9 protein-coding genes are annotated in these 12386 nt (G+C 68.4%); 2 read left to right on the top strand and 7 right to left on the bottom strand.

Features of this window, described 5'->3' with window-relative positions:
- Nucleotides 1-43 precede the first annotated feature (43 nt).
- Nucleotides 44-1081, bottom strand: a complete 1038-nt coding sequence (gene purM / locus ACREEF_RS10265; RefSeq protein WP_431565485.1) for a phosphoribosylformylglycinamidine cyclo-ligase — start codon at nucleotides 1079-1081, stop codon at nucleotides 44-46.
- A gap of 81 nt (nucleotides 1082-1162) precedes the next feature.
- Between purM and rnd the strand changes: the two genes are divergently transcribed.
- Entirely contained in the window at nucleotides 1163-2314 is a 1152-nt protein-coding gene (gene rnd, locus ACREEF_RS10260; protein WP_431565484.1) for a ribonuclease D, read from the top strand.
- Between the two features lie 57 nt (nucleotides 2315-2371).
- On the opposite strand, the gene ACREEF_RS10255 is transcribed toward rnd, so the two are convergent.
- From ACREEF_RS10255 to ACREEF_RS10245, 3 genes are read right to left on the bottom strand one after another with little or no spacing between them, the layout of a single operon-like run.
- Nucleotides 2372-3892, bottom strand: a complete 1521-nt coding sequence (locus ACREEF_RS10255; RefSeq protein ID WP_431565483.1) for a Ppx/GppA family phosphatase — start codon at nucleotides 3890-3892, stop codon at nucleotides 2372-2374.
- Nucleotides 3892-6123 carry an RNA degradosome polyphosphate kinase gene (locus ACREEF_RS10250; protein ID WP_431565482.1) on the bottom strand — a complete coding sequence of 744 codons (2232 nt, stop codon included), beginning with the start codon at nucleotides 6121-6123 and terminating at the stop codon, nucleotides 3892-3894. The genes ACREEF_RS10255 and ACREEF_RS10250 overlap by 1 nt, the downstream gene beginning before the upstream one ends.
- Before the next feature lie 51 nt (nucleotides 6124-6174).
- Nucleotides 6175-6849, bottom strand: a complete 675-nt coding sequence (locus tag ACREEF_RS10245; RefSeq protein WP_431565481.1) for a chromosomal replication initiator DnaA — start codon at nucleotides 6847-6849, stop codon at nucleotides 6175-6177.
- A gap of 176 nt (nucleotides 6850-7025) precedes the next feature.
- Here ACREEF_RS10245 and aspS point away from each other — a divergent pair, with 176 nt between their 5' ends.
- The gene (gene aspS / locus ACREEF_RS10240) at nucleotides 7026-8855 is read left to right on the top strand and encodes an aspartate--tRNA ligase (protein WP_431565480.1); all 1830 of its coding nucleotides are present in this window, start codon (nucleotides 7026-7028) and stop codon (nucleotides 8853-8855) included.
- A 74-nt stretch (nucleotides 8856-8929) separates the two neighbouring features.
- On the opposite strand, the gene ACREEF_RS10235 is transcribed toward aspS, so the two are convergent.
- The 3 genes from ACREEF_RS10235 to ACREEF_RS10225 form a co-directional block, all read right to left on the bottom strand.
- The gene (locus ACREEF_RS10235) at nucleotides 8930-9844 is read right to left on the bottom strand and encodes a pentapeptide repeat-containing protein (RefSeq protein ID WP_431565479.1); all 915 of its coding nucleotides are present in this window, start codon (nucleotides 9842-9844) and stop codon (nucleotides 8930-8932) included.
- Between the two features lie 65 nt (nucleotides 9845-9909).
- Nucleotides 9910-10401, bottom strand: a complete 492-nt coding sequence (locus ACREEF_RS10230; protein WP_431565478.1) for a pentapeptide repeat-containing protein — start codon at nucleotides 10399-10401, stop codon at nucleotides 9910-9912.
- Nucleotides 10402-10460: 59 nt separating this feature from the next.
- The coding region (locus ACREEF_RS10225; RefSeq protein WP_431565477.1) for a TSCPD domain-containing protein at nucleotides 10461-12386 on the bottom strand (1926 nt) is incomplete at its 5' end.

Here is a 12386-nt window from a genome sequence, read left to right as displayed (position 1 = left end):
CGGTCGCGAGACCGGGGCCTTTTTCATTTCAGGCGGTGGAAGCTCAGGCGGCTTCCAGCTGTCCGCAGATGAAGGCTTCCTCGCCCGCGTTCAGCAGGGCGGCCAGCACCGGCTCGGCGTTCTCGGGCGAGACGATCAGGATGAAGCCGACGCCGCAGTTGAAGGTGCGGCGCAGTTCGTGGTCGGAGATGCCGCCGACGACGCCCAGCCATTCAAAGACCGGGGGCAGGGACCAGGCGTTCCAGTCGAACGCGGCCTGCAGGCCCTCGGCGATGCAGCGCGGCGGATTTTCGATTAGGCCGCCGCCCGTGATGTGGGCCGCGCCCTTGACCAGGCCGGCCTTCATCAGCGGCAGGACCGGCTTCACATAGATGCGGGTCGGCTCCATCAGGGCCTGGGCCAGGGTGCGGTCCTTGGCGAAGGGGGCGTCGTCGCCCCAGGCCAGGCCGGATTTCTCGACCACCTTGCGGATCAGCGAATAGCCGTTCGAGTGCGGACCCGAGGAGGCCAGGCCGATGATGATGTCGCCGGCCTTTTGCTGATCCAGATAGGGCAGGACCTGACCGCGCTCGACCGCGCCGACCGAGAAGCCGGCCAGATCATAGTCGCCGCCCGAATACATGCCCGGCATTTCGGCGGTCTCGCCGCCGACCAGGGCGCTGCCCGACTGGCGGCAGCCCTCGGCGATGCCGGCGACGACGCGGCGCGCGGCGTCCACGTCCAGCTTGCCCGTGGCGTAGTAGTCCAGGAACATCAGCGGCTCGGCGCCCTGCGCCAGCAGGTCGTTGACGCACATGGCGACCAGATCGACGCCGACGCCGTCATGACGGCCGGTCTCGATGGCGATCTTCAGCTTGGTGCCGACGCCGTCGGTGGTGGTGACGATCAGCGGGTCCTCAAACCCGGCGGCCTTCAGGTCGAACAGGGCGCCGAATCCGCCCAGCGAAGCCTCGGCGCCGGGGCGGCGAGTCGACTTGGCCAGGGGTTTGATCGCATCGACCAACATTTCTCCGGCGTCGATATCCACGCCTGCATCGGCGTAGGTGAGGCCGTTTTTCAGGGCTTCGGGGGTGTCGCTCATCGGTCACGGCTCGATATCGGGGGCGAAAATCTGTTGCGGCGCTCTTGCCACAACGGCGTCGCGCGGGGCTATAGCATCGGAATGACGCCAATCACCACCAATGACGCGCTAATCGAGTTCTGTGAACGGCTGGCCAAGGCCCCGTTCATCACGGTCGACACCGAATTCATGCGCGAGACGACCTACTGGCCCAAGCTGTGCCTGATCCAGGCCGCTTCGCCGACGGACGCCGCCATCATCGACCCGATGGCCGAGGATCTGGACCTTGCGCCCTTCCTTGACCTGCTGCGCGACGAATCGATCATCAAGGTCTTCCACGCCGCCCGTCAGGACGTGGAAATCTTCAACCGCCTGGGCGCCATGCCCAAGCCGATGTTCGACACCCAGGTCGCCGCCATGGCCGCCGGCTTCGGCGATCAGGTCAGCTATGAGCAGCTGGTTCGCCAGATGCTGCGTCAGGAACTGGACAAGGGCAGCCGCTTCACCGACTGGGCGCGTCGTCCGCTGTCGGACGCGCAACTGGTCTATGCCCTGGGCGACGTGACCCATCTGGCCGCCCTCTATCCCAAGCTGCGCGACCGGCTGCAGAAGGAAGGCCGTCTGGACTGGGTCATGTCCGAGATGGGCGCCCTGACCGATCCGGCCCTCTACGACACCACGCCCGAGAATGCGTGGAAGCGTCTGAAGCCCAAGAAGTTCAGCGCCAAGTATCTGGCCGCCTTCGTCGCCGTCGCCGTCTGGCGCGAGCGCGCGGCGCAGGAACGCGACCAGCCGCGCGGCCGCATCCTCAAGGACGAGGGCATCGACGAAATCGCGGTGCAGACCCCGACCGATCCCGAGGCCTTCAACCGCCTGCGCTCGGTGCCCAAGGGCTTCGGCGGTTCGCGCCTGGGCCTGGAGCTGGCCGCTGAACTGAAGCGGGTCATGGCCGATCCTGAAGCCCACGCGCCCAAGCTGGAGCGCCCGGCGCACAGCCAGCCGGCGCCGCCTTCGGTGGTGGAACTGCTGAAGGTGCTGCTGAAGGCCAAGAGCGACAACGCCGGCGTAGCGACCAAGCTGATCGCCAACGTCGCCGATCTGGAAAAGATCGCCATCGACGACAACGCCGAGGTCGAGGCCATGAAGGGCTGGCGTCGCCAGCTGTTCGGCGAGGATGCCCTGAAGCTCAAGAAGGGCGAGATCGCCCTGGTGCTGAACGGCTCGCGGGTCGAAGTCGTCGAAATCGAAGGCTGAACATCAGGTCGGCGAAGAAGGGGCCGGCGGAGACGCCGGCCTCTTTCGTTTTGGGCGTCAGCGCGGCGTCGCTTCCTGCATCTTCAGGCTCAGCCCCATGGCCTCGGCCAGGGCCTTGGCGCGGCGACGGGTCTGTTCGCCCAGCAGCATGTCGGCGTAGCCCTCGGCCGCCGTGATCCGCAGCGCGCCCTTCTCGACCGTGGCGGCGGCGTTGGCCAACAGTTGCGGCGAGCGGCCCGACAGGTCGCAGGCCAGCCGCATGGCCAGGCCCAGGGCGCGGGCGCGTTTCTGGCCCTGCGCGGGCAGCAGCCGGTCGACTACGTTCGGCGAGGGCGTCTTGGCCTCGCCGCCGTAGCGGGCGTTCATGGCCACGGCCAGGAAGGCGCGCTCGGCGTGGGTCTGGCCCGGAATGGGCGAGCGCAACACCTGATCGAAGACCAGATCGACCCGGTGGTCCGGGTGCAACCGCGCGCCGAGGTCCGCCAAACGGCAGGCCGAGGCGGTCAGCAGGGCGTCGCGTTCCTCGCCGAAGGCCTCGGGCATGGCTGAGACGACGGGCTGCAGCCAACCGTCCAACGCACGCGGCAGGGCCGGGTCCACGCCCTGTCGTCCGCCCCAGGCGGAACAGCCGGCCAGCAGGGGATCGACCGCCGCCATGTCCGGCGACAGGCCGGCGTAGAGCAGGCCCTCGCGCACGCCCCAGGCGGAAAAGGTCACGGTCGTCAGCCCCAGAGCTTCGATCAGGCCGTCCAGCACCAGGGCGGCGTAGGGCAGGGTCTCGGCCCGGCGCTTGGACACGCCCGGCAGTTTTTCCAGCGAGGCCTTGGACTGCCTCGCCACCAGCCGGGCCAGGTCGCGGGCGTCGGCGGCGGTCATGGCGTATTCGTGCACGATCCTCAGCGGGTGGTCAGTCTGGGCCATGTGCATCTGGGCCAGACTGCGCCACGCCCCGCCGACGGCGTGCAGGTCGGTCGTGGCGTAGGCGTCGGCCACCGGGGCCAACCGCTTGGCGATGCGGGCGCGCAGACGGTCGGCGTCGAAACCCTTGGGGTCGGTCAGGGCGAACGGCCCCAGCGGCAGGGTCACGCCTTCGCCCAGCGGGCGGTTCCGAGCGCCGTCGCCGATGCGGGTCAGCTCCAGACTGGCGCCGCCCATGTCGGCGGCGACCCCGCGCGACTGCGGCGCGCCAGCCAGCACGCCCAGCGCCGAATAGCGGGCTTCTTCCTCGCCGCTGAGCACACGGACGCGCAGGCCGGTCTCGGCGGTGACGCGGGCGCAGAAGTCGTCCCCGTCCTCGGCCTCGCGCACGGCGGCGGTGGCGGCGACGATGGTCTGGTCCGGCTGCACGCCCTCGATGACGGCGGCGAAACGGCGCAGCGCCGTCATGGCCGAGGCGACGCCCGGCACGGACAGGCGTTTGGTGGCGGCCAGGTCACGGCCCAGACCCGCCAGCACCTTCTCGTTGAACATGGTCCAGACGGCGCGGCCTTCCAGCCGGTAGAGCACCAGGCGCACCGAGTTGGAGCCGATGTCGATAACCGCGATCTGACGCGACGGATATTCGGCCTCGACGCCCATCAGCGGCGCTTCCGGGGCTTGAGCCCCGAGTAGGACAGAGCGCCGGGCAGGGTCTTCACCTTGCGGCCGCGGCCCGACAGGCTGGGATTGGTCATGAAATACTTGTGGGCCGAGAAGGGACGCTCGGTCCCGTTGGACATGACCCGGCGATAGGCGCCGTCGGGTTCGAGCACCCAGCTCTGGGCGTCGTCCTTCAGGTTGGCGACCATGATCTGATCCAGCACCTGATCGTGGACGGTGGCGTTCAGGATCGGCGTCATCAGCTCGACGCGGCGGTCCAGGTTGCGGGGCATCCAGTCGGCGGACGAGATGAACAGCCTGGCCTTGTTGCTGGGCAGGTCGTGGCCGTTGGCGAAGGCGACGATGCGGCTGTGTTCCAGGAAACGGCCGACGATCGACTTGACCCTGATGTTCTCCGACAGGCCCGGCACGCCGGGACGCAGGCAGCAGATGCCGCGAATGACCAGTTCGATCCGCACGCCCTGCTGGCTGGCGCGATACAGGGCGTCGATGATCTCGGGATCGACCAGGGCGTTCATCTTGGCCCAGATGGCGGCGGGCTTGCCCTTGGCGGCGGCCGACATCTCCTTGCCGATCATGTCGATCAAGCTGGTTTTCATGTTCAGCGGCGAGACCACCAGGGCCTCCAACTCGTCCGGTTCGGCGTAGCCGGTGATGTAGTTGAACACCCGCGTCGCATCGCGGCCCAGCGCCGGGTCGCAGGTGAACAGGCTGAGGTCGGTGTAAATCTTGGCCGTCGTCGGGTGATAGTTGCCGGTGCCGAAGTGGCAGTAGGTGCGCAGGGCGTCACCCTCGCGCCGCACCACGACGCTCAGCTTTGCGTGGGTCTTGTACTCGACGAAGCCGAACACGACGTGGACGCCGGCCCGTTCCATCTGCCGCGCCCAACGCAGGTTGGCCTCTTCGTCAAAGCGCGCCTTCAGTTCGATCAGGGCGGTGACGTTCTTGCCGTTCTCGGCCGCCTCGATCAGGGCGGCGACGATGGGGCTGTCCTTGGAGGTCCGGTACAGGGTCTGCTTGATGGCGATGACGTTCGGGTCGCGGGCCGCCTGACGCAGGAACTGCACCACCACGTCGAAGCTCTCGAACGGGTGGTGGATCAGCATGTCCTTTTCGCGGACCGCCGCGAAGATGTCGCCGCCGTTGTCGCGGACGCGTTCGGGATAGCGGGGCTCATAGCCCTTGAATTTCAGGTCGGGGTGTCCGCCGGGGATCAACTCGGCCAGTTGCGCCAGGCCCAGCATCCCCTCGACCAGAACCACGTCCTGCGGCTGGGCGTGCAGTTCGGCGATGATGAAGTTGCGCAGGTCCTCGGGCATGGAGGCCTGGATCTTGATGCGGACGACCGAGCCCATGCGGCGCTGCTTCAGCGCCTCCTCGAACTCCATGACCAGGTCTTCGGCCTCTTCCTCGATCTCGATGTCCGAGTCGCGGATCAGGCGGAACAAGCCCTTCTCCAGGATTTCGCAGCCGGGGAAGAGGTGGTCGATGAACAGCAGCAGCAGGTTTTCCAGCGAGACGAACCGCTTGCGGCCCGGCGCGGAGCGGCCATCGGTGGCCAGCGCCCAGAAGCGTCGCACCTGGGTCGGCACCGGCACCAGGGCGTAGAGGATGCGGTGGTCGCTGTTACGGCGCAGCTTCAGCGCCAGTGAAAAGCCGAGGTTGGGCAGGAAGGGGAAGGGGTGGGCCGGGTCGATCGCCATCGGCGTCAGAACGGCGAACAGCTGGTTCAGGAACTCGGGCTCCAGCCGCTCGCGCTCGGTGCGGGTGATCTTGCCGCCGTCCACGACCTCGATCCCGGCGGCGGCCATTTCCTTGCGCAGGACGCGCCAGCGCCGCTGCTGTTCGGCCATCAGGCCCCCGGCGGCGGCGTTGACCTGTTCCAGCTGTTCGGCCGGCGTCAGGCCGTCGGGCGAGACGACGCGGACGCGCTCGCGCACCTGACCCTTCAGGCCGGCCACGCGGGTCATGAAGAACTCATCCAGGTTGTTGGCTGAGATGGACAGGAAGCGGACCCGCTCCAGCAACGGGTGGCCCTCGTTGGCGGCTTCTTCCAGCACGCGCCCGTTGAAGGCCAGCCACGACAGTTCGCGGTTGATGAAGCGCTCGGGCGAGTTCATCAGCGCCTCGGACAGATCCAACTGCGGGGCGCGCGAGGAGGGGACTTCCTCGCCGGTGGTGTCGACGGCGATAGGCGCGATCTCGGTCATGTCGCTGTTGTCGCGCGGGCCTGTGACGGCTGCAACCGCGATCTGGTGCGATCAGTCAGACAGTTCGTCGCTGTCTTCCAGCACCTGACGGGCCAGGACGCGCGTGACCGGGCGATGGAAGGCGTCCAGTTGGTCGACGATGCGTTCGACGGCGTCGGCCGAGCGGTCGATGCGCCGGGCCAGATAGTCCACGACCTCCTCGCCCGGCGTGATGTTGCGAGTGGCGAAGGCGCGCTTCAGCATGGCGGCCAGGACGGCGTCGTCGGGCGCGTCCACGCCCACGGTGCGGATGGCGTTCAGGCGCGAACGCAGGTCGGGCAGGTCGCAGGCCCAGGCGGCGGGCGGATCGCGCGACACCAGCAGCAGGGCGCCGCCCCCCGACTGGGTCAGGTTGATGAGGTGGAACAGGCTCTCGTCGTCGGCGTCCTGGGCGCGGTCCAGCAGGACGATCTGGCCCTCCAGCTCCAGCGGATCGACGATGGCGGCCTCCGCGCCGTGCAAGGCGACGGCGCCGATGCGCTCGACCCAGGCGGCGGCCAGATGGCTTTTGCCGCTGCCGGGCGGACCAAAGATCGACAGGACCGAACCGGGTGTCTCGGGCCAGGTCGCCAGCACCGAGGTCGCGGCCGCATTGGATTCGGACACGACGAAATCGGCCGCGCGTTGCGACGCTTCCTGCCGCAGGGGCAGGCGCAGTTGCTGGATGTCGGAACCGAGTGCGGTCATGACCTGAACCATAGCAGAGGCCGCCGGACGCGCTGTGGGCAGCTTCCCTGCTGCGGTGGACAACCGTGCGGCGCTGTGGATTTAGCCGCCAGCCTTGACTTTCCGGGGCGATGATGGGCCTTTCGCCCCCTCCTAATTCACGCTGTTCTCCAGCCGTTTTCAGACGAAATCCGATCATGCACGCCTATCGCACCCATACCTGCGGCGCCCTCCGTTCGACGGATGCGGGCTCGAATGTTCGTCTGTCGGGCTGGGTTCACCGCAAGCGCGACCACGGCGGCCTGCTGTTCATCGATCTGCGCGACCACTACGGCCTGACCCAGTTGGTGCTGCACCCCGAGACCCCGGGCTTCGAAGCCGTCGAGCGCCTGCGCGCCGAAAGCGTCATCAAGATCGACGGCGAAGTGGTCAGCCGTTCGGCCGAAACCACCAACGCCAACCTGCCGACCGGCGAGGTCGAAGTGCGCGTCCTGTCGGTCGAGGTCCTGTCGGAAGCCGCCGAACTGCCGCTGCCCGTCTTCGGCGAGCCGGAATACCCGGAAGAGATTCGCCTCAAGAACCGCTTCCTCGACCTGCGTCGCGAGACCCTGCACAAGAACATCGTGCTGCGCTCCAAGGTGATCCACTCGATCCGCCAGCGCATGGTCGAGCAGGGCTTCCTTGAGTATCAGACCCCGATCCTGACGGCCTCGTCGCCGGAAGGCGCGCGCGACTTCCTGGTGCCGTCGCGCATGCACCCGGGCAAGTTCTACGCCCTGCCGCAGGCCCCGCAGCAGTTCAAGCAGCTGCTGATGGTCTCGGGCTTCGACCGCTACTTCCAGATCGCGCCCTGCTTCCGCGACGAAGACCTGCGCGCCGACCGTTCGCTGGAATTCTACCAGCTCGACGTCGAGATGAGCTTCGTCACGCAAGAAGACGTCTTCGCCGCCATCGAGCCGCTGATGAACGGCGTGTTCAACGAGTTCGGCGAGGGCAAGCCGGTCTCGCCGATCGACGGGACGCATACCTTCATCAACGACTTCGGCGACACGTTCGAGCACAAGGGCTTCGAGCGTCTGACCTTCGCCCAGTCGATGAAGTGGTACGGTTCGGACAAGCCGGACCTGCGTAACCCGATCAAGATGCAGGACGTGTCGGAAAGCTTCCGCGGTGGCGGCTTCGGCCTGTTCGCCAAGATTCTGGACGCCGACGCCGGCAACGCCGTCTGGGCCATCCCGGCGCCGACGGGCGGTTCGCGCGCCTTCTGCGACCGCATGAACTCCTGGGCGCAGGGCGAAGGCCAGCCGGGCCTGGGCTACATCTTCTGGTCGGACGATCAGCAGGCCTGGGGCGGCCCCATCGCCAAGAACCTGGGCCAGGAGCCGACCGAGGCCCTGATGGCCTCGCTGGGGCTGGGCCAGGGCGACGCCGCCTTCTTCACCGCCGGTCTGCCGTCGGTCTTCGCCAAGTTCGCCGGTCTGGCCCGCACCCGCGTCGGCACGGAGCTGAAGCTGGTCGACGAGGAGCAGTTCAAGTTCTGCTGGATCGTCGACTTCCCGATGTTCGAGTGGTCGGAAGAAGAGAAGAAGGTCGACTTCAGCCACAATCCCTTCTCGATGCCGCAGGGCGGTTTGGAGGCGCTGGAGACGCAGGACCCGCTGACCATCCGCGCCTATCAGTACGACATCGTCTGCAACGGCTATGAGCTGTGCTCGGGCGCGATCCGGAACCACAAGGCCGAGATCATGCTCAAGGCCTTCGAGATCGCCGGCTATGACGCTTCGGTGGTCGAGGAGCAGTTCGGCGGCATGCTGAACGCCTTCCGCTTTGGCGCCCCGCCGCACGGCGGTCTGGCCCCCGGCATCGACCGCATCGTCATGCTTCTGGCCAACCAGACCGCCATCCGCGAGGTCATCGCCTTCCCGCTGAACCAGCAGGGCCAGGACCTGTTGATGAGCGCGCCCGCCGAGGCCGCCGACAAGCAGCTGAAGGAACTGTCGATCCGCACGGCCCCGCCGCTCAAGTAAGCCGCGGCGGCCGGCTGAAATTGGAAAGGGCGGCCTTGGCGGGCCGCCCTTTTTTTGTTTGGGGGGTGGGCTGGTTAGTGGCCCGAGGCGACGACCAGATTGCGCTGGCGCGGCGGGATAGGCGGCGCGGGCGGAGCCGGGGGCGTGCGGATGATGCGGATGCTGGCGCCGCTGCATGAGCGCACGGTCAGTCCGCCGGGCAGGCGGGTCGCGCCGTCGCCGCAGGCCTCGTGCACCTGATCCTGGGTGAGACCCCGCGCGCCCGACAGATCAGCGCCGCGAATGTCGGTCCGGTTCATCGAGGCACCGGAGAAGTTGGCGCGATCGAAACTGGCGCCGGTCAGACGCGCGCTGTCCAGCGAGGCGTTGCGGAACGAGGCGCTGTCGAACACGCCGTTCGACAGGTTGGAGGCGTTGATTTCGGCGCTGGAGAAGTCGGCGCCCGTCGCGCGGACATTAGCCAGGGTGGAGCCGAACATCTCGCTGCTGTTGAACTTGGCCCGGATCAGGACGGCGCGGTTGAAATTGGCCCCGTTCACCTCGGCCGACGAGAGGTTGGCGTCCTGGAAATTCGTGCCGATCAGGGTCGCGCCGGTGGCCTCGGCCCCTGCCAGATTGGCGCTGGTGAATTTGGCGTTGGTGAAGTTGGCGCCGACCATTTCGACGCCGCGCATATCGGCGCGGCTGAAGTCGGCGCCGCTGAAGTTCGAGCCGATCAGTTCGGCCCCGCGCAGGGTGGCGCCGACCAGGGTGGCGTTGGTGAAGCTGGCCCCGGTGAAGGTGGCGCCCGACAGATCGCGGCCGGACAGTTCGCAACGGTTGCAGCTGCCGCCCAGCGAAACCATGCGGGCGACGTCGCGATCCTGCATCTGCGACAGGCTCACCACCCCGGCGAAGGCGGGGGCGGCGACCAGCACGCCGGCCAGGCCGCCGGAAAGGGCGGCGGCTGCGGGAGCCAGGCGACGGAGGAGGGTGCGTGCGCGTTTCATCACGTCACCTCAATGCTCCCATCGCCCGAAAAACCCTACTTAAATCGTGGTAACGAAGGCGACCTTCAGCAGGCCGGAATGCGCAAGCCGGACGGCAGGACGGTGGCGTCGTCGCCGCAGGCCTGATTGAGCTGGCCCTGGGTCAGGCCGACGGCGCGCGCCAGTTGCGCGCCCGACAGATTGGTCCCGCTGAGCCGCGCGCCGGACAGGGTCGCGCCTTCCAGATAGGCGCCGACGAAGCTGGCGTTGGTCAGGTCCGCGCCGGCGAAGTTCGAGCCCGAGAAGACGCCGCCATAGGCCTCCACGTCGCGCATGTCGGCGCGCGAGAAGCGGGTGCGGTTCATGACCGTCAGGCTGAGATCAGCCTGACGCAGGCGGGCGCCGGCCAGGTTGAGGCCGCGCACCTCCATGCCCGAGAAGTCGCCCTGGAACAGGTTGCAGCCGGGGCAGCTGGCGCCGTTGCGGACGCGGCTGATCTGCGAGGCGTTCTGGGCGGCTGCGGGCAGGGCCGTGGCGGTGACCAGCGAGGCGACGAGTGCGATTGCGAGACGTTTCATGCGAGGGCTCCGGGCTTTGACGCATCAACAGCAAGAAGCGGGCCGCAGAGGCGTCTCGCCTAGCCCTGCATTTGCGGTGCGGCCCCGCAGGTGTCGCAAACCCAGCCGCCGCCGCGATTCTGCAGAGAAAAGTCGCCGCACTCGGGACAGGCGACGGCCTCGGTCGGCGCGGCGGGGCGCGGCGTCTCGGCCTTGCGTCCAAATGGGACGACCACGAGGTTGTCGGGCGCCGCGCCGCGCGCGAACCCCTTGGAGATGAACCGCGCCGCCGGCACTGGTTCCGCGTCATTGTTCGCGACTGCGCCAAGGCCGTCGGGATTGCTCTCCGGCTCGGCGTTGGCCAGTTCCTGACGCTCCAGATAGGAGACGCCCAGTTCGCGGAAGATGTAGTCGAGGATCGACGTCGCCGAGCGGATCGAATCATTGCCCGTCACGCGCCCCGCCGGCTCGAAGCGGGTGAAGACGAAGGCGTCGACGAATTCGTCCAGCGGCACGCCGTATTGCAGGCCGATCGAGATGGCGATGGCGAAATTGTTCATCAGGCTGCGGAAGGCGGCGCCTTCCTTGTGCATATCGATGAAGATCTCGCCCAGTTCGCCGTCTTCGTATTCGCCGGTGTGGATGTAGACCTTGTGGCCGCCGACGGCCGCCTTCTGGATATAGCCCTTGCGGCGGTCGGGCAGCTTGCGGCGGGTGCGGTCGCGCTCGATGACCTTCTCGATCACACGCTCGACAGTCTTGGCTTCGGGGTCGGCGCGGCGCTGGGTGGGGGCGTCGGATTCTGTCAGGTCCAGCCGGAAGTCGGCGGGCGGCGCGGCGCGGCGCAGGACGACGGCGCGGCGCCCTTCGCGGGCGGCCTGGCCCAGGACGCGGGCGGCCTGAAGCGAACCGGCGCGCCAGTCGATCAGTTCGGGCGAGATGTCGGGGATGTCGCTGAACGGCTCGACCGTGCGGCGCAGCTCAGCCTCGAAGGCGGCGGGATCGGCGGAAAGCAGGCCGCGCAGGGCCTCGGGCGCGGCCTCCCAGCCGGACAGGTCGGCGTGACCGAAGGCGGCGGCGCGGGCGGCCTCGACGGCGGCCTCGTCAAAGCCCAGCCGGGGCAGCAGGTCCGCGCCGTCCTCGACCGACAGGCCTAGGACGTCGCCGATGAAGCCCGCGTCCAACACGGGCGGGGCGAAGACCGCCGACAACCGATCGGTCTGCGACAAGGCATGCTCGACGGCCTCAAGCTCCACATCAGTGAAGCCCAGTTCGCGCAGGGCCGAATGATTGACGCCGGGCGCGCCGACCAGGGTGCGGCGGCCGAACAGGCGCCGTTCGGCGTCCTCGACGTCGCCGCCCGCGCGGGCGATGGCGCGGGCCAGGGCAGGGCGCAGACGACGCTCGGTCTCGCCGTCCTCGGTCTGGAACAGGTCGGTCGCGGCGAAGGGCGAGGCGCCGAGGCGCAGTTCAAGCTCGGCGTCGCGCACGAACAGGCTGACGGCGGCGTGGCGACGGCCGCTGCGTTTCATCGCCTTCGTATCCTGACCACGATGTGCGGCGGCGTCCACGACCTCGTCGCTGACCGCGTCCCATTCGGCGCAGGGGCCAAGGCTGGCGGCGAGTTCGACAGAGGCGGCGCTGGCGGCGGCGGCTACCCGCGCGCCGACAGAGGCGGCGAGGGTGATCGGGTCTTCGGCATTGGTGGTGACGGCCCAATCGGCCAGTCCTGACAGGCCCAGCGCGATGGGGCGAGCGGCTTCGCGTCGGCGGGCGTCGGCGCAGACGCCGACGGCGGTCTCGATCTCCAGCGCCATGACCCAGAGCCGGGTCAGGTCGTCCAGGGCCTCATCGAAGGCCTCGCCCGCGACGGCGGCCAGGCTCGGCAGGTGGAGGGCGGCGCGGGCTTCAAGGGCGGCGTCGGTCAGGGCCTCGGCGTCGCGCGGCGCGAAGGTCAGGGCCAGGTCGCCTTCCAGCGCCGCCTCGGCCACGGCCTGGGCTTCGGG

It is taken from the genome of Brevundimonas sp. (genome assembly GCF_050729455.1).
In the GTDB taxonomy this organism is placed as follows: domain Bacteria; phylum Pseudomonadota; class Alphaproteobacteria; order Caulobacterales; family Caulobacteraceae; genus Brevundimonas.
This window is presented reverse-complemented; position numbering and strand designations above follow the sequence as displayed.

What these genes read in the sequence shown, in the direction of transcription:
- ACREEF_RS10250 (WP_431565482.1), bottom strand. Translation starts at nt 6,123, where the DNA reads ATGACCGAGATCGCGCCTATCGCCGTCGACACCACCGGCGAGGAAGTC.
- purM (WP_431565485.1), bottom strand. Translation starts at nt 1,081, where the DNA reads ATGAGCGACACCCCCGAAGCCCTGAAAAACGGCCTCACCTACGCCGAT.
- ACREEF_RS10235 (WP_431565479.1), bottom strand. Translation starts at nt 9,844, where the DNA reads ATGAAACGCGCACGCACCCTCCTCCGTCGCCTGGCTCCCGCAGCCGCC.
- ACREEF_RS10245 (WP_431565481.1), bottom strand. Translation starts at nt 6,849, where the DNA reads ATGACCGCACTCGGTTCCGACATCCAGCAACTGCGCCTGCCCCTGCGG.
- ACREEF_RS10230 (WP_431565478.1), bottom strand. Translation starts at nt 10,401, where the DNA reads ATGAAACGTCTCGCAATCGCACTCGTCGCCTCGCTGGTCACCGCCACG.
- aspS (WP_431565480.1), top strand. Translation starts at nt 7,026, where the DNA reads ATGCACGCCTATCGCACCCATACCTGCGGCGCCCTCCGTTCGACGGAT.
- ACREEF_RS10255 (WP_431565483.1), bottom strand. Translation starts at nt 3,892, where the DNA reads ATGGGCGTCGAGGCCGAATATCCGTCGCGTCAGATCGCGGTTATCGAC.
- rnd (WP_431565484.1), top strand. Translation starts at nt 1,163, where the DNA reads ATGACGCCAATCACCACCAATGACGCGCTAATCGAGTTCTGTGAACGG.